Genomic DNA, 19,654 nt, shown 5'->3' on the forward strand with positions numbered 1-19,654 from the left:
ATTAATTTAGCATAGATTACAAGAATCTGGCTGGATTAATATGACTTTGGAGTGCCGAAATAATTCGCCGTTCGACACGATACCCACGAAGACGATTAATTTAACTGAAAGTAGGAATGAGAATGTTAACGCAACGTTATCGGGTCTACCCGAACTGTCAACATGAAAATTTTACTGACGCTAACTTTTGTCTCAGTTGTGGGACCAAGTTGGACGTCAGCACGGAAATCGTGAAGTTACCACATGCAGGGGATCAAAAATTTGTTCCCACAGTTGACTTGACGCCGGATGAACAGGCGGTCATTGATCAACTCGTCATCACTAGTGGCACGATTCCCAATGGGTTCACCCGGGGCGGCGCCATCTTTGCGGATGGTGACAACCATGGTGAGAACGGCTATAAGGGTGCCTGGGAAGACCTGACACTGAATCTTTGGCGGCTATGTATTGGCCAGAATTATGCCGGGATTGCAAACCTGAAGATTGAACCCACTGTGCGTGGCCAATTTATTTCGTTGTTAGCGTATGGTGACGCATTATTAAAAGCCTAAACAGATTTTAAATCGAGTTGCGTAGTTGTATCTTGAAAGAGATGCGCTACGCTTTTTTGATAAATAGATTAGAACGTGTGTTCATTTTTGCTGAATAATGCTAGACTAAAATTAACTGATTTAAATTGGAGGGATAGACCGATGCAAGCAGCACAACTGCGCCAATTTATTTATGCCGGCATTGTCGGTGATGCGTTTGGGGTACCGGTGGAATTTAAAGCGCGGGGAACTTATCAGGTGACTCAGATGACGGGGAATGGCACTTGGGACCAACCGCGGGGCAGCTGGTCAGATGACAGTGCGATGACGTTAGCGTTGATCGATAATTTAACAACGGACGGCAACTATGCGGATTTATTTGAAAAGTTCCAAGCTTATATGATGTGGGGTGCCTACACGCCGCGCGACGTGATGTTTGATATTGGTAAGACTTGTGCGCATGCGATTCGCAATCGATTCATTAATCAGTTGCCGCCAACCGCCTGTGGAGACGCGTCTGAGTTCGCCAATGGCAACGGGGCACTCATGCGATTAGCGCCGTTAGCGGTCGTCTTACAGGCTGAACCGGATTTGACGACGCGCTTGCAAGTTACGGCTGATTATACCAAGTTGACACACCGACATCCACGTGCAATTTTAGGCAGTTATTTGTATTTGGAATGTTTGCATGCCATGTTAAATGGGGCCAGTTTGGCTGAGGCGTTGGTACAGGTATCGGCGTCATTATCGCTAACGCTCCGTCATGCGCCGGATGTATTAGCTGAATGGTCATACTACGCGCCGTATCTAACGCCGACAATTGGTACGTGGTCCGTCGATCAAATTAAGTCAACGGCGTATGTCGTGGATACCTTTGGTGCGGCTTTGTGGTGTACGGCTAAAGCCCAGTCGATTCGCGAGGCAATTGTTTTAGCAGCTAATTTAGGTGGTGATACGGACACCATTGCCACGATTGCGGCGAGTTGGACGGCTATCCGCTATCCGCTGCAAGCTGTTCCGGCCGAGTGGCAAGCTGAGTTGTTGAATCATGAGTTATTAAACAAACTCATTGAGCCATTTGTCACGAAGTATGCTGATAAATGACTGCAAAAAAGCCCCGCTAGAATCAGAATCGATTCTAACGGGACAGGGTTAGTGAATACTAATCTGCTTTAGGTGCGTCAATAATTGGTGTCTCAACCGTTTCAACATACTTGGCAGCCACGGGTTCTGCTAGTAAATTGACACCATCTTTGTCGAACAGTTTGGTGGCAGCTAAGTCAGCCATCGCTTTGGCAACGACTTCTTTAGTGAGACCATCACTGGCGTAGCGCAACTTCAAGTGGTGGATTTTGTGGGTACTGGTCTTAAAACTCATATCTAAAGTTTTCATCGATTAACTCCTCCGGTTTAGACCGCGGGTGCGGCGTGATATTGGTAGTAACTGACAACGTTAGCAATAGTTAATTGATCACCGGTTAAGGTTTCCAATGCCGTACTAAAAGCAGTCAATTGGGTGTCGGTAAGGTCTTGAGTGATGGCATTAAAAGCTTGTTTATGCTTTTGACCGTCCTCAGTTTGCATTTCGACGACGAGTGTTGACTTCATCCAAGTTTTATTCATTGGTCGTTCCTCCTAAGTTTTTTGGTAGGCTGGCCAGCTTACATAGATAACAACGGTTAGGGTGGGGGAAAAGTGCACCTAAGGTTGAAATAAAAAACGCCACCCAGTTAGGATGGCGTTACGAATAGTATGGGATGGATTAAGGCTTAACGTTGAAACTGATAAGTGGTACGTAAAATCGCCATTTCAAACGGTGCTCCGGCTAATTGCGTAATCGCGTGGCTAAAGTCGCTAATTTGAGCCGGAGCAGGGTCATGACCGAGATGACTGAACGTCTGCTGAGTGGCTTCAGGATCATCAGTTAAGATCACGATGGTTAAGCGTCCCGTTTTCCAAGTTTGCATAACTTACCTCCATAACAAGAATTTTGTCAGGCTCCTGACAAGTTAACAACGCTTCAAGTGATGGCAAAGTGCAAGTTTAATATGTGAAGCGGACGTTAAAGTTTGGTACATTAGGTAATGAATGACTAGTAACAGTAAGGGTGGAGGCCAAAATGACAGCGAAAGTAACGATGATTCAGGCTCAAAAACGGAAGGGCCGCTATAATTTATATTTAGATGAAAAGTACGCATTTCCGATTAGTGAAGCCGTCATGATTAAGTATCGAGTCGCCAAGGGCATGGAGATTACCCCAGCACTTCAATTAGAGATGATGGCCGCCGATGATGTCTCCCGGGCTTATTCACGGGCCTTGGATTATTTGTCACACAGTTTGCGGACCGAAAAAGAAGTGCATGACAAGCTGGTTCAAGAAGAAATTGAGGAAGACGTCATCACGCAAACGATGAAAAAGTTACGTGAGCTGCACTTGTTAGATGATAGTCAATATGCCGATGCGTATGTGCGGACCGCCAAGAATACCTCGGATAAGGGTCCTCGTGTGATTCGGCAAAATCTCCGTTTAAAAGGTGTCGGTGAGCAATTGATCGATGATGCCCTGGCTGGTCAATTCTCAAGTGATGATCGGTTAGACAATGCCACGGCGATGGCACAAAAGCTTGTGAAACGCTATCATCGCCAAGCGTTCAAGACGATGCAACAAAAAGTCCGGCAGGGTCTAATGACCAAGGGCTTCGATAATGAAACGATTACTGCGGCGATCGATGCCTTGGATTTGGAACCAGATGTCGATGAACAGTGGGAAGCCTTGGTTGCACAAGGGGAAAAGCTGTGGCGGCGTAACCGGAAATATAAGCCGTCGGAGCGCCGAATGCGGACGAAACGGAACTTATATCAAAAGGGTTTTTTAATCGATGATATTAATAAATTTATTGAGGAACAGGACGCTGAGGAGTGAAACCGGGTAAATAGGTACGCGCGCGCCATTAAAATCTGTTATAATATTTAATGAAATTCGATGAAATTTTTACCCTGATGTTTTGGAAAGTTGGGCGATACATGACGCGCGAAGCTAAAGGACCTAAGGAAGGCGACTTCATTACGATCAAAAGCTATAAGCACGACGGGAGTTTACATCGAACTTGGCGCGATACAATGGTACTCAAAACAAGCGAAAATGTCTTAATTGGTTGCAACGATCATACCCTGGTCACCGAAGATGATGGTCGGCGGTGGGTGACTCGTGAACCGGCAATCGTTTATTTTCATAAGCATTATTGGTTTAATATCGTGGCGATGATTCGCGACAACGGTGTTTCATATTATTGTAATTTAGCTTCACCATACGTTTTAGATAAAGAGGCTTTGAAGTACATCGACTATGACTTGGACGTCAAAGTTTTCCCCGATGGTGAGCGCCGTTTATTGGATGTTGATGAGTACGAGGAGCATGGGGCCAAATGGCAATATCCGCCTGAGACCGACCGCATCTTAAAAGCTAACGTGAAAGTGTTAGTGGATTGGATCAAGCATAAAAAGGGCCCATTCTCGCAAGAATACATTGATATCTGGTATAGCCGTTATCAAGAATTATCACGTCGGCAATAGCTCTGCTGGCGGCGAGCCAGTAGCGTAATTTAGTTTAGTTAAGAAAAGAGGACATCCAGTTGGGTGTTCTTTTTTGTTGGGTTGAAAGAGTGCGTCAGCCCAATATTTGCCCCAATTACCGTGATATGATACAGTTAACACCAGCAAAAACAAGGAGTGACGTTAATGAGTGTGCTAAATTGTCGCGCGATGTCCGGCACAAATCAGTGCAAGTTTTAGCAACAGCAGGACCGACAATTCAAAATAATGAGTTTCTCCATGCTGTTCGCTGCAAGGAGAAGAAATGAATTTAAAACAAATTACCCAGTTAGACCAAATTCTAACCACGGTTGCAACCTATACGCATAGTAAACGGGCGGCAGCGGATTTACAAGCGGCGCCTAATCTGACCGATTTAGCGGCGGTGCAAGCTCAATTGACCTTAACTACGGAAGCACATCGGTTATTAGCTAACGATGTCACACTAACGTTCTTTGATCTGGACCAACTAGCGGCGTTACAAACGAAGCTGGCACAAGGTTTACTCTTAAATGCCCAGCAGTTAGGATTAATCAGTGACTTTTTGACTAGTTTGCAACGGTTAAAATTGACGTTACAGACGCATCAAGCGCTGGCGCCGCATCTAGTGGCGATGATGGCGCCGGCAACTCGGCTCAGTGGCCTACAAGGTCGACTGGCACAAGTGATTGTGCATGGACAGGTGGCCGATCACGCCACCCCAGAACTGGCCGACTTACGGCAACAAATCAGTAAGCAGCGGCAACAAGTGCAAACGGCCTTAACGCAGTTTGTACAAAAGCACCCGCAAGCGGTCCAGAGTCGGCGGTTGATTACCCGTAATGACCGTGTTTGTATCCAGCTAAAAGCCAGTTATAAGAACCGGTTTAGTGGTCAAGCGGTTGATCAATCCGATACGGGTTCGACGATTTTCTTTGAGCCCGCCACGGCGGCAAAAAAAGGCGCGGTGTTAAGCAACTTAATTACCGCGGAGAGTGCCGAAGTTTACCAGCTATTGGCGACCTTAACCGGTGACGTTCAGGAACAGTGGGACGCACTGACGAAAAATCAAGTGCTGCTTAGTCAGCTTGATCAAATCTTGGCGCGCGGGCATTACGGCCTCGACACGAATAGTCAGGCTCCTGCGCTAAATACGAACCAGCACATTAAAATTGTTGCGGGACGGCATCCCTTACTTGGTGAGCACGTAATCCCGTTAGATATTGAACTTGCCCCACATCAAGGTTTAATGATTACGGGGGCTAACTCTGGTGGGAAGACAGTGGTTCTAAAAACCATTGCGTTGTTTGCCTTGATGGTCCAAGTGGGTTTGGAACTACCAGCTGCGACCGGTACAGAAATGGCGGTCTTTAGCCAATTCTGGATCGATATTGGGGATAATCAAAGTATCACGGCCCAATTGAGTACGTTTGCGGCAGAAATGACCACGTTGGTTGAAATGACGGCTGGTATTCAGCCAAATGCGTTGGTTTTACTAGATGAAATTGGTAGTGGGACTGATCCAGAAGAGGGTTCGGCCTTGAGTATTGCGATTATCGAGTATTTACGGCAACAACAGGCGACGATTATTGCCACGACACATTTCAGTGCGATTAAGAGTTATGCGGTTGACTGCCCAACGTTTATGACGGCCACGATGGCTTTTGACCAAAAGACATTACGGCCGACTTACCGGCTGCTATTGCATCAAGTCGGGGCCAGTGAAGCTATCTGGTTAGCGGAACGGTTAGGATTAGCCCAACCGATTATTACCGCGGCCCGTGAACGACTCGCCACTAAAACCGACTAATCTTATCGGCCTTCAGCACGCAATCAGCGGCGTGCTGAAGGCCGTTTTTTGGCGTTGACCTGGTTTTAACCTGATAAAAGCAGTCGTAAGTTGGAAAAGTTTGCTATAATTAAAGTAATCGTTTTCTAAACTCGGGGAGGTGGCCGCGAATGGCGGTAGCTTGGGGAATCTTAATTTTTAATACCAGCTTATTAGTGTTACTAGGAATTGTATTGATCGTGACCAAAGTATCCGTGCGGTATTCAGGCGTGGCTAATCATCCAGAAATCTTGGATCGTTTAAGTTCATTCATGGGTTACTATCGGTTCGATGATAAAAAAATGCGTATTAAGCTCATGCGCCATTTGGATGAGGCGTGGTTTGCGGCCATGGTGGCAGAAAAAGGGCGGCGTTATTTACATATTCCGAGTCCTTTGCAAAATGTGTTGATTGGCTTAGTGATTATGACGGAGTGGCTACAGTTTATTGGTACTTTGACGCCAACGGTTGGGCTACAGTTAGCATTAGGGCTGGCAATTGTGATTTCGTTGTTAGCCGTGATTGAGCAAGGGCTACATTGGTTTGCGTTACATCACTTTGCAGCAGCGCAACATTTGCAAGCGCAGTTAGTTCGGCAATGTGTGGAACTGCTACTGGTAGAACAAGGTGCGGATCAAGTTGAGGCACGAGCCTGATTGATGAGAGTTGAGTCGTTAAGACTTGGCTCTTTTTCTACGTCTTGTCAATAAGAATGTTGTTAAATAAACGATTCATGATAAAAGTACAGGGCATTGGTTCGGTGACGAGAGCTTTCATCACCGAACCAATGCCCTGTATCCGTTTATTTTATTATTTTAGTGCCACTTAAATAAGCCTTAGAGGTATTAACTTTTTTTCAAGGCTGGTATTATAGATGATAACGAATGTTACTTCGATTGAGGGGCTAGCTCATAGGAGTAAGGTTGATTCGTTTTTATAAGGTATAGGATTGTTTTGATGAGACGATCCATTTGACGGACGATGAGTTTCTTCTTCGAGGAAGTGGCTTCTCGTCTTTTTTGATACGCATCACGAATATGATTGTCGTTCATCTTTGGATTGACCATAAGGATCACTGTCCAATATAGAATCCTACGTGCATGCGGGTTGCCGTGCTTCGTGATGTGTCGGGCTGAATGATGATCGCCAGAATCTACTTCCGTCGTGTCGATACCCACGTAGCTGTTCAGCTGTTGTCGAGTATGGAATCGACGCATGTCGCCCAACTCACTGATTAGTCGAATAGCCGTACTACCACCAATCCCAGGAATCGTTTGAAGTAATTCATATTCGGGTAAGCTTTTCCCTAAGTCCGTCATGCGCAAAACCTGCCGGTTCTGCGCAGCTTCCAGTGCTAGGACATGTTCTGCTAGCTCCTTCATTTGCCGCGTGTTGTCTGAGGTAACAGGAACTGCGTCACCATTCTGTGCTGCTAACTTCCACAGCTTTCGTGCAGAATCATGAGCTCGTTTTGGCCCAACACCCTTGAAGTTAGCGTCTAATATCTGTTCCTCTAACTCATTAAGATCACCGATTTCACGAACGATTTGAGCGTGAGGGAAGAGTGTTAATATTTCCCAAGCTAACTTAGTGTCAAAGTCAAACCCTCCCTTAGGTGCTACAAATGATGCAAAAACAAGCTGTAAGACACGATGAGCTCGATTACGAGCACGTTTCTTATCTTCATTGAGCTGGTCGTAATAACGGTTCATATCCGTTAGTTCACGATAGATGGGATCTTGTTTGTAAGCTAAAAGATACGGATTCAGGTGTTCTGTAAACTCGGTGATTGCTAACCGACGTGCATCACGTTTGTCATTCTTTCTCAGCCGTGAACCAGTGGCGATACGATTCTTTGCTACTAATGGATTTAAAATATGGTAACCCAAATGTTCTTGTTGAAGAAAGTATTCAAGACGGCGCGAATAAACACCAGTCGCTTCGAAAACAATCTCTGGATTACTACCGAACTGAAGCACGACGTGTTTCAGCTCATTAAACCCCAACACATCTAAAGAAATAACCAATTCCTGTATTACTACCAGATCTTTCACAACCGCAATATTGGCTTTGTTTTTACTTACATCGATCCCAATAACTGTTCGCATGATCATATACCTGTCTTTCTGAAGTCTTCACGTATGCTTTAATAATCTCGTTTTCAAAACACGGTTTCTAGAACCTAAATACTTTGATCAAATTGACTAAAGCCAGTGAAGCGGCCATTTTTTATTACGGTCTCAAGGACCTAAAGAGCCCACGGCCTGTCTTCACTACCACTATAAAGTAATAGAGGCATAGGAGCACCCCGTCGGGTAACTTCTATGCCTCTAAGCTTAGTATTTTTGTATACGGGCAAAAAAAGCTCGTCCAGACAACATTGTCTGAACGAGCTTGCTTAACACTAATCGCAACCATGATTCAAATCCGTTGAGGTTGAGATAATTTAAATCATGACGTGGACTAGCTAAATATTAAGCACCAAAGTTAACTGGTCGTGAATAACCGACCGCGTTCCACCAAGAAACGTAGATCTTTTCTTGGGTGACGCCATTATTCTGGGCGTCAATCATCTTACCATGGCCAACGTAAATCCCAACGTGGCTAATTGAACCAGTGCTGGAACCGAAGAAGACGAGGTCGCCTTTCTTGGCATTGCCCCGGGAAACTTTTTTAGTTGAGTAATATTGGCTTTGAGCGGTCCGCGCTAAGGTTTTCTTAGCCGCTTGCTTGAAAACGTATTTGGTATAACCAGAACAATCAAAGCTGTAAGGCCCATTGGCACCGTATGAGTAGCGTGTGCCTAATTTGGACTTAGCGACTTTATACATGTTAGTAAACGAATTAGTTTTCTTCTTTAAATAACCATGCCAGACCCAACCAGCAGCCGTCTTATTAGCGTTAGTGACGTAGTAGTATAAATATTTTTTACCGTTCGTCTTGTAGACGTAACGTTTTTGAGTTGCCATCCAAGTTGTGGAAGGGTAACTTTTTAATGAATGCGTCTTTACAAAAGTGAAATTTTGTGTTGAGCCGGTTATATTGTAGGTCGCCCCCGCGGTGCTTTTACGCGTGTAGGCGGTTTTGGTGATGTTAGTGGTGCTGATGATGCGGTTCGTGCCACTAGCGTCCGCCTTTTGAGCGGCGACTAAGCCAAAGGTGAGTCCGGCAATCAACATCGCCATCGTTGCAAACAATCGTTTCATAATATGTAAGTACCCTTTCTAATATAAGTATCGTTTTTTCTTAATCGATGTAACTTATTGTAAAGGAGTAATATTACAAGACGATTGCAAGCATTTTGCTGTTGTATTAAGCATTGAGGGCGAATATGTCACCTGCAATCCATTTGGACTTGTATTTTGGCGGGATTATTTGTATATTTTTTTAAAAGACATCAGTGAAACGGAGGGGTCCATATGGCCTTTATGAAGCTTGATAACGGGGAGTTACTGAAGAATATTCGCGCGTTTGCAAAGAAGAATGGCTTAACACTGGCTGAAGTGGCGACTTTAGCTGGTTTGAGTGCGAGTGCCATCTATAGTTGGAAGAAACACACGCCATCGAAAGGCACACTCAAAGAAGTGGCCCAAGTGTTAGGTACAAATTATAATAAGCTAGTTGGCAAAGCCAGTCACGCTGACCGTGCCACGGCGGTTGATTTAAAAAAAGTCGTTGAAAATAAGAAAAATCAATTTGAATACAATGGTCAGCCAGTCTCACCAGAACAACTTAAAATCATTCGTAATGTAATGAAGACGATGTTCGAACGACCACGGCATTAATTTTTGGTTGTGTTTGGGACTGATTGAGTGCAGGAGTCGATTGATTAGTGTAAAATTATCTTCTGTATTCAAGTTATTTTCTGGAGTCGGTAAAAGCTTGCGAAAATGCTTGACGTGCCCCGGTTTATGGCGCACAATATTTGCAATCATTCAACAAGTTGGGAGATGGCGAGAATGAAAAAAGTCACCAGTGCATTAGCCAAGAAAAATATTAATCAGCTATTAACAATTGTTAATCAGGGCCACGATACCATTGAGGTGGAGAATCCCAATACCCAAGATTCAGCCGTCATGGTCAGCATGAAGGACTGGCTCCAAATCGTCGCAACCTTAGGCAAACAAAATCAACATGATCTAGAATTTAGTTAATTAATTGGCAGTCAGCGTTCCTACTTTGAGTTGGAATGGTGGCTGCTTTTTAAATGAGAAAAGCTGCTTGTGTTCCTCCAAAGTATTAAATAAAAATTGGGATAATGATTATTTATTTGAAGTGTGTGAAGCTGGTTTGCGTAGTTTTTGAGGTAACGACAATAGATGAAAGTTGGTCATTAAGATGCAAAATAAAATTAGCTTATATACCGTGACCGAAATTGCTGATTGGTATTTGACGCAAGCAGCGATGTCACCCCGTAAATTACAACAATTAATGTATTATACCCAAGCCTGGTCGAATGCGTTACGACAACGTCCCCTGATTGATACGGAATTTGAAGCTTGGGCTTCAGGACCAGTATCACTGGTATTTTTTGATCAGTTTGGCAATGATGATCGTCCATTGACACAGTTAGTTACCCTGAATCCAGTCATTGAAGATCTGCAGATTCAACATTTGCTTAATGCGGTTTGGCGGGAATATCGAGGAGAAACCGGTAATAGTTTAGAAATTATGGCTCGTCAAGAATTACCATGGCGAATAGCACGAGTAGGGGTGACTGCGGAATCAGACGGTGGTCAGGTGATAATGAATGCTGCCATGACAGACTATTATCGTCGGATTTACAGTGGTGAAGCGTGGGATTAGTTGCGGATAAGCGTCAGGTACAGAAATTTAGACTTTCAATTGAGGTCATGTTAGATAGCCAGTATGATTTAAAAAAATTAAAGCCGACTGATTTGCGGCAGTTACAACTATTTATGGCTAAAACGATTGGTCGTCAGCTAACTATCGCACAGGTCGAGCAGTTGTATTTGCGCACGAATGGTGGTGCTAAGCATCGCGAGCAATTTGATCAAGGTTGGTATGAGATGCTGCATTTTAGTAATGGTTCGCGTGATTTTAGAATACATGGTTTTTACAACACTGACGGTTATTTAGTTTTAACTCGAGTTGATCCGCATCATCAATATAAATTTTAACCAGTAGCGATCATCTGAAAAAAGATGGTCGTTTTTTTATAAACATAAACGGAATTGACTCAAATTTTGCGTAACTACTTGTGAAAGCCAGATGAGCAGCCGTCACGCAATGGAAAACGAGGAACCCACATGCAAGTGGAACAACAGATTTTAGCGAATGTCGAGCGTTGGCTATCGCAGCACGGACAGACTCAATCATGGTTGGCGCAACAATTAGATTTAACCCCACGGCGCTTACAACAGTATATTACTGGCCAGTTTAAGTTAACCGTCGATCAAATTGCCAGTTTGGCGAAGATTACCGATCAGTCGGTGAGTCAATTGGTGCTACCAGTCGACAATAGCAGTACTAGTTGGCAAGTTCGTGGAACCGCCAAGACTTATACGAGTCAGGCGGCGTTAACGACGCTGGCCCTAGCAACTCAACAGTTACATAGTCTGCAGTTGGTGGAAAGGTTACGGCATGCCCAATAAACCACTCGCGCATCGGATGGTGACCTCGATTGCGGCTGAATACTTAGCTGAATTGATGCCTATTGAGTATTTCTTAGGCAGTACGATTGAACAGGTGATTGCCACCCAAGCAACTTTAATTTATCAAGATGTGAATGACCGGGACTACTATGGCGCTGCGTTAACGACCGCCACGGAGACCTTAATTGCCATTAATACGCACCAGCCGTTACGACAGCGTTATCAAAGTGCCGCCCATGAATTATGGTCGCTCTGGTATGGGCAGACGGATGCGCGTTTATTAACGACGAATTTTGATCATGCTAAAGCTGCCTGTCAAGTGGCTGCGATGGCGATGATGCCCGCCGAGTTAATGATCAGTACTTGGTTGAGCTTTACTGCTGAAACGACGGTACTCGCTCGGGTTATGCAATTAGCCGATTTGGCGATGGTGCCGTATGCGACAGTCGTGACAAGACTATTCAGTTTGGAAATTCAAGTGCCTCAGGCTTTAAGTGCGTTGACCCATGATGATTGGTTAGTCTTGCGGCAAGAGTTAGGGGTAGCGCCCAGTCCCTTAGATCAAATTCGATTGTTAAGTCGGTTTGAAGCACTTAAGACGGTCGTGACTAGGCAGGTTAAACATCAGCAATTAACGATTGCCCGTGGCGCAACGGTCTTAATGCCAGTTGAACCGTTAGCAGCAGCTGAGTTGTGGTCGAGTCAGCGACAACTAATTGAAATGGAGATGGCTAATGACGGCTTTGATTGAAACGCAACTCTTAATTCAAATGGCGCAGTTTCAGGCTAGTCACGTGATTGGCTGGTTACAAAATCTTTATAAAGTGGTCTATATTCATATCGATGTTTATCAGGAATTAACAGATGGCCAACTAAAACGCCAAGTAACGCGATTGATTATGCGTGGAGACTGGGTTATCTTTAGTCCCGCTCGGTTATCAGCAACTGAGCATGCGCTGTATCAGGCTCATTTGGTCATGTTAACTTCAGCTTGGTTGACAACGAATCAGCAGGCTTTACAGCGGCAACAACCAATCAGCTCGCTAACGCAGCCCAGTACTTTGGCAACACTAGCGGCTAGTTTGACTTGGGATATTCCAATCATTTGTAGTGACAATCCCGAATTAACAGATTTTATCAATCATCAGGATCTAAAAGTGAATGATCACTCGAAGCGTCCCAGTCGACGATTACAGCAAGTGACGGCGTTACAACTCAGTCAGCAGTTAGCCCAACGACACTTAATTACGCCCGCTGTCGCCCGATTGTTTTATGAACAGACCCGGTTATTTCAGCCGGTGAGAAAATCCAATAGTGATTAAAAAAATGATTAGGTTAATCTGTAGATCATGAGTAAAAATAGTTGCAACCGTTGTTAATCCAAGTTATGGTTAACACAGTCAATGACACCATATGTGGTGCACAGGTGCTAATTATGACTTCCATAGAAAAGTTGGAACGTAGATTTGGCGCTAAGATTGCGCCGAAAAGTTTAAAATTCAGTGATGCAAAACGACTGTTAGAATATTATGGGTGCCAATTTCAAAATCATAACGGTGGGTCACATTATATTGTGACCCATCCTAATGTTAGACAAACGATTGTGATTCCGAAACATCATACTGCGCTGAAGCAATACAATGTGATTGATGTTGTTCGAATGTTTGAAGCAATTAAGCATACTAATGGAGGCTTAAAATGAAAGATGTTACGTATTATATGGACTTAAATTACACTATTGTGATTAATCCAATTGATGAAACCGATGGTGGTCGGTATTATCAATTGACTATTCCTGATTTACCAGGATTTAAAATTTATGAAGATACGGTGGCTGATTTAATGGCTAATTTAGAGGCAGCTAAGTCTGCTTGGTTTGCAGTTAACTTAGCAGAGCATCGACCAATTTCAGAGCCAACCCCGGCAAATGCTTATTCTGGTCGTGTGACGTTGCGATTGCCAAAATCGTTACACGAACAGCTGAGTTTAATGGCAGATCGTGAAGGAATTAGTTTGAATTCGCAGATTAATCATTTATTGACGATGAATGCAATGCAAGTGCTAATGACGCAAGTGAGAACGTTGAGTACTAGTCAGCAGCAGAAAAAGATCAGTTAAATGAAAATAGCGTTGTCCGGACAACTTTTAAATTGTCCGGGCAACGCTATTTTAGTAATCAATTAAGCTTCTTGACTTTCAGCAAACTTTGTCTTGATATAATCAGCAGAGATTTGTAGTTTCTTTAATTCGTCTTCAGTTAAATCTAATTGGCATTGTTCAATAATCCCATCGCGACCGACGATGGCTGGGTAGGAGAGGTAGACGCCATATTCGGCACGGTAGTTAGAAACGGGTAATTCAGTTAACGCATCGTTTAAAACGGTGTTGGCTAGCCGAACCGCCGCTGTAGCAACGCCGTAGCTGGTATATTTTTTGCCATGGAAAACGGTAAAGCCGCCACGCTTAGCGGTCTTATCTAATTGATCCAAGTCGAGGCCACGTTCAGCAGCAATTTTACTAATCGGTTGACCCAAGACACGGACAGTTGACCAAGCAGTGAATTGGGAGTTTCCATGTTCACCTAAGTTGTAACCGTCGACGGAACGAGAGTCGATATGCAGTTCGTCAGCAACCGCGCGCTTCATCCGGGCTGAATCTAACAGTGTCCCAGTCCCAATGACGTGTTTCTTTGGTAACCCAGTCACTTCTTGGTAGATTGATGTAATCACGTCCACTGGATTGGTGATAGCAACGATAATCCCGTTGAACCCGCTGGCTTTGATCTTAGCAGCAACGTCTTTGACATTTTTGCTAGTGAATGGCAATTCGGCAAAGCGGTCATCATTCGGGTTGTCTTGTAACTTGATATTCCCTAAAGCGGAGATGATGACATCGGCATCTTTTAACGCACGGTAGTCGTTAACGGTGATATTGGTGTGGAACGGTAAGTTAGGCATGGCGTCTTTAAAGTCTAAGGCGTCAGCGTTAACTTTGCCTTCATTTGGGTCGATTAAGACCAAGTCATCAGCGAAACCGTTGGCAACGATATAATGAGCGGCTGTTGAACCGACGTGGCCCATCCCAATAACTGCAATTTTTCGTGACATAGCTTAAACACTCCTTCAAAATTTGTCTTCCTAACTAAATTACCATTTTTCTCATCGTTTTTAAATAGTTAATTCATTTATTCTAGGAAAACGGCATGTGGCAACAGTTTCCGTGGACCATCAAATAGGTTATAATTAAAATATCATTATGACAGACGAGGGGGCACCGCGGTGCTAAAACGCTTAAAAGAGTCATCGTTATTATTCTGGTCGCTTGAAATTCTGATTGTTGCGACCTTGATCTGGGTATGCACTAAACTTGGCTTCTTATTTCAACCGATTGGAACCTTCTTAAACGTAGTCTTTATGCCAATCGTGATTTCCGGCTTCTTATTTTATATGTTGAATCCGTTAGTCAAAGTCTTAACCAAAGTGCATTATAAAAAATTTCGAATTTCACGGACGGGTGCTGTCAGTATCGTCTTTCTACTCTTAGCCGGAATTATTGCTTGGGGCCTTGTATCGTTGATTCCGCGCTTAGTGACCCAGGTGACCCAATTGATTTATAACTTGCCAGACCTGGCTACTCAGTTGCAAAAAGCGGCAACGAAGACGATTAATAATAGTAGTGTCTTAAAAAAAGTTGATATCAATTCTTATGTCAATCAGTTCAATGGTGAGATTAGTAAGTATGCGCAAGACTTTCTCTCATCGCTGTCGACCAGTATCGTTTCAGTGATTTCGACGATTACTAGTGTGACGATTATGGCGATTACGATTCCAGTTATCTTGTTTTACATGTTAAAAGATGGTGGCAAGTTTGTACCGGCTATCAGTCGCTTTTTGCCACGTAAGCAGCGGCCAGAAATCATCCAGTTATTGCAAAAAATGGGTGACACGATTTCAAGTTACATTAGTGGGCAAGTGATTGAATGTTTGTTTGTCGGGACCTTTACCGTGATTGGTTACATGTTGATCTCGCAACCTTATGGACTTCTGCTTGGGGTGATTGCTGGTTTTACGAACATTATCCCGTACGTCGGTCCCTATATTGGGATTGCGCCGTCGTTAATCGTGGCGTTTACCCGGTCACCTGCACAAGTGATTTATGTCATCATCGTCGTGATTATTGTGCAACAAGTTGATGGCAACTTGATCTATCCAAACATTATTGGGCGAACGTTGAAGATTCATCCGTTGACCATCATCATCTTGTTACTGGCGGCAGGGAACATTGCTGGAATTCTGGGTATGATCTTGGCCATTCCGTTTTACGCGGTGGTGCGGACAGTGGTCGTTTACTTGTATAATATTGCGACCTTACACAATGAAGCGGATTTGCGATCACAGACGACAGTCTATCAACCGCAACCGGCAAAACCGACTAAGCCTAGCGAGACAATGACTAAGAAAAAATAAATTTTATGTTTTTCTAACATTGACGCGCTTGCATTATATGGTAAGATTGACGGTATTGAGTTATGAACTACTTGAATAGGAGACTAGTATCTTGAGAAAAGTAATTACGTACGGAACGTTTGATTTACTACACAAAGGCCACATTCGGTTATTGAAACGGGCCAAGGCCTTGGGTGATCATTTAACAGTGTGCGTTTCCTCAGACGAATTCAATGCTGAAAAAGGCAAAAAAGCTTACACGTCCTTTGAAGACCGTAAGTATATTCTTGAAGCGATTAAATATGTGGATGAAGTGATTCCTGAACGTAATTGGGATCAAAAAATTAGTGATGTCGTTGATAATGACATTGACGTCTTTGTGATGGGTGATGACTGGAAGGGTAAGTTCGATTTCTTGAAGGACTACTGTGAAGTTGTCTACTTGCCACGGACGGAAGGTATCTCAACAACTAAGATTAAAAAAGATTTAGGGATGCAAACAAAAGCAGACTAATGAATGACAAGGCCACCAAGTCGCTGGCCGGTAGCAAGTTACTTGGTGGGCCAGGATGTAAGCCGGATTCAAAGCGCAGGTTTTGAACCGGCTTTTTGTGTGACGTAGTTTTACAACAACATGATGGAGGCAGCAAAATGAAAAATGCCGTTTTTTTGGTTACGGCCTTATCAGATATTAAAAAGGAAAGTTTTGGGGCGCAACTGACCCAATTAATGGCGAATAACACCCAGGTTGGGGTGATCTTAGGCAATTTAGATTACGCTGAAGTGGCCACGGCTAAATGGATGATCACTAAGTTAGTGAGCCAAAATGAGCACGTCTCAATCACGACCTTGGCGGAAATCTTCGCGGATGATCATGGTATTGATTTGGCCCCAACGGCGATCAAGACCGTTGATGAAGCTAGCTTGACGAAACGGGAATTTGACGAGCCAAGCGGTCAACATTTAACCCGTTATTTAGCTGGCGATGCGCTCTTAAAAGAAGTGCGGACGACCCCGACTGGCACGTTAACTGACGTGACTTTCTATCAAGACGATCAGGTTGACCAAGTGGTTTATTATGAAAATGCGAAGCCCGTGGTAATTGCCAATTATCGCGACAACACGGTACAATCATCGGCGTTACTCAATCAGAACGGCCAATTGGTCTACCGCTTTATTCGCCATACGAAACCAGTGCGGCGGTTGTATAACTTAAATAGTGCCTCTAGCTTACAATTGACGGATATTCGTGAAGCCCAACCGCAAGCGCCAACCACGGAACGCCAACACGCGGCTGCTAAAAATGAAATGAGTGTCGTTACGGAACAAGAAGACTACTATCAAGTGATGAACTATGTGGATTTTCATAAGTATCAAGATATTTATGCTTTCTATCATCATATCTTGCAGAAGCTGGCCTTAGATACCGTGAACTTGTTTATTAATATTGACCATAATGTCGAGATGACGGCCACCATGCCGCATCAATTGATTTTTAACTACTAATCAAAGGAGCCGAGAGCATGCGAGCCATTTTATCCGGGATTCATCAGAAAAAGTCCCATCAAATCTTAGAGCTAGAATTAATCGACGTTCCTTTTGCCGTTGAAAATCTAGCACTGATCTTTTTAGAACAAAATTCATTGGCTTCGATGAATGTGCCAATTCACCGCAATATTCATAATAATATTATTAAGGTCGATATCGATCCGAATGATTTTATTTTTGACCAATTTGACTTAACTGAGTTTGCTTGGCAGATGTATTTTTCATTCAATGTCGAAAACGACCGGTACTTATTACAGGTTGAAAGCGAATATGTTTCTGACCGCCACCAACTTAGCTTAAGCAGTTACTTTGTCTTTAATTCCGATGACCAGCAGCGGGCAGTGTTTGATATTCATGCCCAAGCGGGGGCCGATGAATTTGCCATTAATAGTATTAACTTGACGGAAACCGGTATTGAACTGACTGGTTATTCCACGATCAACGGGAAGCAGTTGACAGCTCAAACCATCTATTTGGAAGACCGTGATACCGGCGATACGTTAAGTTATACGGCAACACCAACCACGTTACGGGGGTTGTTTGAAGTGCAAGTGCCCCTGGATGAGATTCGCCAGGACGGGCATTATGAATTATTTATCCAATATCAATATGCGGATAAAACGGTCCGCCAGCGTGTCATTTTAGCCCGCTCACTGGAAGGGCAGAGTGTCTTGCAACCGAATGCTGCCGGGCGCTTGGTGCAGATCAATAAAACGTATAATAATGGGATTGTGATTACGGAAATTCCAAGTTTAACGTTTACGCAAAAGTTAGGGTTAGTCGGTTCCAAGGCGGCCAGTGCGCGGGATTTGTTGCATCAATTGAATTTGAAGTTGAATTTGCAATACATGCGCCGGCTGTTTAAGGCGGGCCATCGTCCTTACGAACAGACCACGATTGTCTTTGAAAGCTTCGGTGGTCGTCAAGTCAGTGATAGTCCACTGGCCATCTACCAACTCTTTAGTAAATTATATCCGGGTTTCAATTATGTCTGGTCCGTCGATAAAGAAGCGATTCCTTATTGTAAGGAACATGGGATTCCGTATGTTAAGCGCCGGACAGCTAAATGGGTGCGCGTCTTAGAAAAATCTCAATATTGGATTAGTAACGCTCGTTTCCCAGCGTGGGTCAAGAAACCGAAGTATGTCACGTATATTCAGACGTGGCATGGGACGCCGTTGAAGAAGCTGGGCTTGGATATTCAAAATGTCACGATGCCCGGGACCAATACGCAAGCCTATCACCGGAACTTCGTTAAAGAAGCCAATCGCTGGGACGCACTGGTGTCACCAAACGATTATTCAACGCAAATTTTCCGGTCAGCCTTTGGGTTTAATAACCAAATCTTGAAAGTGGGTTATCCGCGGAATGACGAATTAATTAATTCGAACGCTGATGATGTGACCCGTTTGAAGCAAGCGATGGGGATTCCATTGGATAAAAAAGTGGTCATGTATGCGCCAACTTATCGGGATAACCAATTCGCTGAAAAAGGGAAGTATACCTTTGAATTACCATTCAGCTTGGCGGACTTCCGCGATAAGTATGGTAAGGATACCGTGTTGATTTTGCGGATGCATTACTTGATCTCGAATGCTTTGGATATTTCCAACTATACCGATTTCGTCTATGACTTTTCGAGTTACCCGAATATTTCGGACTTGTATTTAGTTTCGGACATGTTGATTACTGATTACTCAAGTGTGTTCTTTGACTATGCCTACTTGCAACGGCCAATCTTATTCTACCCATACGATTATCATCTGTATAAAGATGAACTTCGGGGGTTCTATCTCGATTATGAACAGGACCTGCCAGGCAAGATTGCACAAAACGAGGATGATTTATTGCAGTATATTGGCGAGTACTTACAAACGCCCGATATGCGCAATGATCCGAAGTTTACGAAATTCTATGAACGCTTCTGTGCGATTAACGATGGCCTGTCTTCATTGAAGGTTGTTAATTATGTGGTTCACCAGATTGAGAATCAGGGTTAGGTTGTAGTAGTGAATTCAGGTATTGCTTAAAAAATAAAGGCTAGTTTTCGCATAAATGTGTGGAAACTAGCCTTTTTGTACGTAATATCTAATCGCAATTGTTATTGAGAAAATGCCT

Annotated in this window: 25 protein-coding genes; 19 read left to right on the forward strand and 6 right to left on the reverse strand. The window is 43.8% G+C overall.

Going from position 1 to position 19,654, the window contains the following annotated elements; translation table 11 throughout:
* Positions 1-122 precede the first annotated feature (122 nt).
* Entirely contained in the window at positions 123-551 is a 429-nt protein-coding gene (locus FFM80_RS07590) for a zinc ribbon domain-containing protein (protein ID WP_137640255.1), read from the forward strand.
* A 141-nt stretch (positions 552-692) separates the two neighbouring features.
* Positions 693-1,634, forward strand: coding sequence for an ADP-ribosylglycohydrolase family protein (locus FFM80_RS07595; RefSeq protein ID WP_137640256.1), 942 nt, complete (start codon positions 693-695; stop codon positions 1,632-1,634).
* Between the two features lie 58 nt (positions 1,635-1,692).
* Here FFM80_RS07595 and FFM80_RS07600 read toward each other — a convergent pair whose 3' ends face one another.
* The 3 genes from FFM80_RS07600 to FFM80_RS07610 all read right to left on the reverse strand — a co-directional run bounded on the left by FFM80_RS07600 (position 1,693) and on the right by FFM80_RS07610 (position 2,497).
* The gene (locus FFM80_RS07600) at positions 1,693-1,923 is read right to left on the reverse strand and encodes a DUF2922 domain-containing protein (protein WP_137635714.1); all 231 of its coding nucleotides are present in this window, start codon (positions 1,921-1,923) and stop codon (positions 1,693-1,695) included.
* A gap of 17 nt (positions 1,924-1,940) precedes the next feature.
* The gene (locus FFM80_RS07605) at positions 1,941-2,153 is read right to left on the reverse strand and encodes a DUF1659 domain-containing protein (protein WP_137635713.1); all 213 of its coding nucleotides are present in this window, start codon (positions 2,151-2,153) and stop codon (positions 1,941-1,943) included.
* A 146-nt stretch (positions 2,154-2,299) separates the two neighbouring features.
* Positions 2,300-2,497 carry a hypothetical protein gene (locus FFM80_RS07610; protein WP_137640257.1) on the reverse strand — a complete coding sequence of 66 codons (198 nt, stop codon included), beginning with the start codon at positions 2,495-2,497 and terminating at the stop codon, positions 2,300-2,302.
* A 152-nt stretch (positions 2,498-2,649) separates the two neighbouring features.
* Here FFM80_RS07610 and recX point away from each other — a divergent pair, with 152 nt between their 5' ends.
* The 4 genes from recX (at position 2,650) to FFM80_RS07630 (ending at position 6,584) form a co-directional block, all read left to right on the forward strand.
* Positions 2,650-3,453: a recombination regulator RecX gene (recX, locus tag FFM80_RS07615; protein WP_137640258.1), complete on the forward strand. Its 804-nt coding sequence runs from the start codon at positions 2,650-2,652 to the stop codon at positions 3,451-3,453.
* 101 nt (positions 3,454-3,554) lie between these two features.
* Complete coding sequence (gene ntdP / locus FFM80_RS07620) at positions 3,555-4,103, forward strand: nucleoside tri-diphosphate phosphatase (RefSeq protein WP_137635708.1); 549 nt, start codon at positions 3,555-3,557, stop codon at positions 4,101-4,103.
* A 283-nt stretch (positions 4,104-4,386) separates the two neighbouring features.
* The gene (locus FFM80_RS07625; protein WP_137640259.1) at positions 4,387-5,910 is read left to right on the forward strand and encodes an endonuclease MutS2; all 1,524 of its coding nucleotides are present in this window, start codon (positions 4,387-4,389) and stop codon (positions 5,908-5,910) included.
* 149 nt (positions 5,911-6,059) lie between these two features.
* Complete coding sequence (locus FFM80_RS07630) at positions 6,060-6,584, forward strand: hypothetical protein (protein ID WP_137635705.1); 525 nt, start codon at positions 6,060-6,062, stop codon at positions 6,582-6,584.
* 231 nt (positions 6,585-6,815) lie between these two features.
* On the opposite strand, the gene FFM80_RS07635 is transcribed toward FFM80_RS07630, so the two are convergent.
* On the reverse strand, positions 6,816-8,042 hold the full coding sequence (locus FFM80_RS07635) for an IS110 family RNA-guided transposase (RefSeq protein ID WP_137640260.1): 1,227 nt from the start codon (positions 8,040-8,042) through the stop codon (positions 6,816-6,818).
* A gap of 360 nt (positions 8,043-8,402) precedes the next feature.
* Positions 8,403-9,134 carry a C40 family peptidase gene (locus FFM80_RS07640; RefSeq protein WP_137640261.1) on the reverse strand — a complete coding sequence of 244 codons (732 nt, stop codon included), beginning with the start codon at positions 9,132-9,134 and terminating at the stop codon, positions 8,403-8,405.
* A gap of 213 nt (positions 9,135-9,347) precedes the next feature.
* Between FFM80_RS07640 and FFM80_RS07645 the strand changes: the two genes are divergently transcribed.
* From FFM80_RS07645 to FFM80_RS07685, 9 genes are all read left to right on the forward strand, one after another.
* Positions 9,348-9,713 carry a helix-turn-helix domain-containing protein gene (locus FFM80_RS07645; RefSeq protein ID WP_137640262.1) on the forward strand — a complete coding sequence of 122 codons (366 nt, stop codon included), beginning with the start codon at positions 9,348-9,350 and terminating at the stop codon, positions 9,711-9,713.
* 174 nt (positions 9,714-9,887) lie between these two features.
* Positions 9,888-10,082 carry a type II toxin-antitoxin system Phd/YefM family antitoxin gene (locus FFM80_RS07650; RefSeq protein ID WP_137640263.1) on the forward strand — a complete coding sequence of 65 codons (195 nt, stop codon included), beginning with the start codon at positions 9,888-9,890 and terminating at the stop codon, positions 10,080-10,082.
* Positions 10,083-10,266: 184 nt separating this feature from the next.
* Positions 10,267-10,734, forward strand: coding sequence for a Panacea domain-containing protein (locus FFM80_RS07655; protein WP_137640264.1), 468 nt, complete (start codon positions 10,267-10,269; stop codon positions 10,732-10,734).
* Entirely contained in the window at positions 10,725-11,069 is a 345-nt protein-coding gene (locus FFM80_RS07660) for an MAG6450 family protein (RefSeq protein WP_349732523.1), read from the forward strand. The genes FFM80_RS07655 and FFM80_RS07660 overlap by 10 nt, the downstream gene beginning before the upstream one ends.
* A 129-nt stretch (positions 11,070-11,198) precedes the next feature.
* The gene (locus FFM80_RS07665) at positions 11,199-11,543 is read left to right on the forward strand and encodes a helix-turn-helix domain-containing protein (protein ID WP_137640266.1); all 345 of its coding nucleotides are present in this window, start codon (positions 11,199-11,201) and stop codon (positions 11,541-11,543) included.
* Complete coding sequence (locus FFM80_RS07670) at positions 11,533-12,294, forward strand: ImmA/IrrE family metallo-endopeptidase (protein WP_137640267.1); 762 nt, start codon at positions 11,533-11,535, stop codon at positions 12,292-12,294. Before FFM80_RS07665 ends, FFM80_RS07670 begins: the two co-directional genes overlap by 11 nt.
* Positions 12,278-12,865 carry a hypothetical protein gene (locus FFM80_RS07675; RefSeq protein ID WP_137640268.1) on the forward strand — a complete coding sequence of 196 codons (588 nt, stop codon included), beginning with the start codon at positions 12,278-12,280 and terminating at the stop codon, positions 12,863-12,865. The genes FFM80_RS07670 and FFM80_RS07675 overlap by 17 nt, the downstream gene beginning before the upstream one ends.
* Before the next feature lie 113 nt (positions 12,866-12,978).
* Positions 12,979-13,245: a type II toxin-antitoxin system HicA family toxin gene (locus tag FFM80_RS07680; RefSeq protein WP_171001056.1), complete on the forward strand. Its 267-nt coding sequence runs from the start codon at positions 12,979-12,981 to the stop codon at positions 13,243-13,245.
* Positions 13,242-13,661, forward strand: a complete 420-nt coding sequence (locus tag FFM80_RS07685) for a type II toxin-antitoxin system HicB family antitoxin (protein ID WP_137635695.1) — start codon at positions 13,242-13,244, stop codon at positions 13,659-13,661. Before FFM80_RS07680 ends, FFM80_RS07685 begins: the two co-directional genes overlap by 4 nt.
* 62 nt (positions 13,662-13,723) lie before the next feature.
* On the opposite strand, the gene FFM80_RS07690 is transcribed toward FFM80_RS07685, so the two are convergent.
* On the reverse strand, positions 13,724-14,650 hold the full coding sequence (locus FFM80_RS07690) for an L-lactate dehydrogenase (protein ID WP_137635694.1): 927 nt from the start codon (positions 14,648-14,650) through the stop codon (positions 13,724-13,726).
* Between the two features lie 171 nt (positions 14,651-14,821).
* On the opposite strand from FFM80_RS07690, the gene FFM80_RS07695 reads away from it, so the two are divergent.
* From FFM80_RS07695 to FFM80_RS07710, 4 genes are all read left to right on the forward strand, one after another.
* On the forward strand, positions 14,822-16,009 hold the full coding sequence (locus tag FFM80_RS07695; protein ID WP_137640270.1) for an AI-2E family transporter: 1,188 nt from the start codon (positions 14,822-14,824) through the stop codon (positions 16,007-16,009).
* 91 nt (positions 16,010-16,100) lie between these two features.
* Positions 16,101-16,502: a glycerol-3-phosphate cytidylyltransferase gene (tagD, locus tag FFM80_RS07700; protein ID WP_137635692.1), complete on the forward strand. Its 402-nt coding sequence runs from the start codon at positions 16,101-16,103 to the stop codon at positions 16,500-16,502.
* 137 nt (positions 16,503-16,639) lie between these two features.
* Positions 16,640-17,494, forward strand: a complete 855-nt coding sequence (locus FFM80_RS07705; RefSeq protein ID WP_137640271.1) for a hypothetical protein — start codon at positions 16,640-16,642, stop codon at positions 17,492-17,494.
* Positions 17,495-17,511: 17 nt separating this feature from the next.
* Positions 17,512-19,536, forward strand: a complete 2,025-nt coding sequence (locus FFM80_RS07710) for a CDP-glycerol glycerophosphotransferase family protein (protein ID WP_137640272.1) — start codon at positions 17,512-17,514, stop codon at positions 19,534-19,536.
* Positions 19,537-19,654: the final 118 nt, after the last annotated feature.

This window comes from Lactiplantibacillus dongliensis (assembly GCF_005405105.1).
GTDB lineage: Bacteria > Bacillota > Bacilli > Lactobacillales > Lactobacillaceae > Lactiplantibacillus > Lactiplantibacillus dongliensis.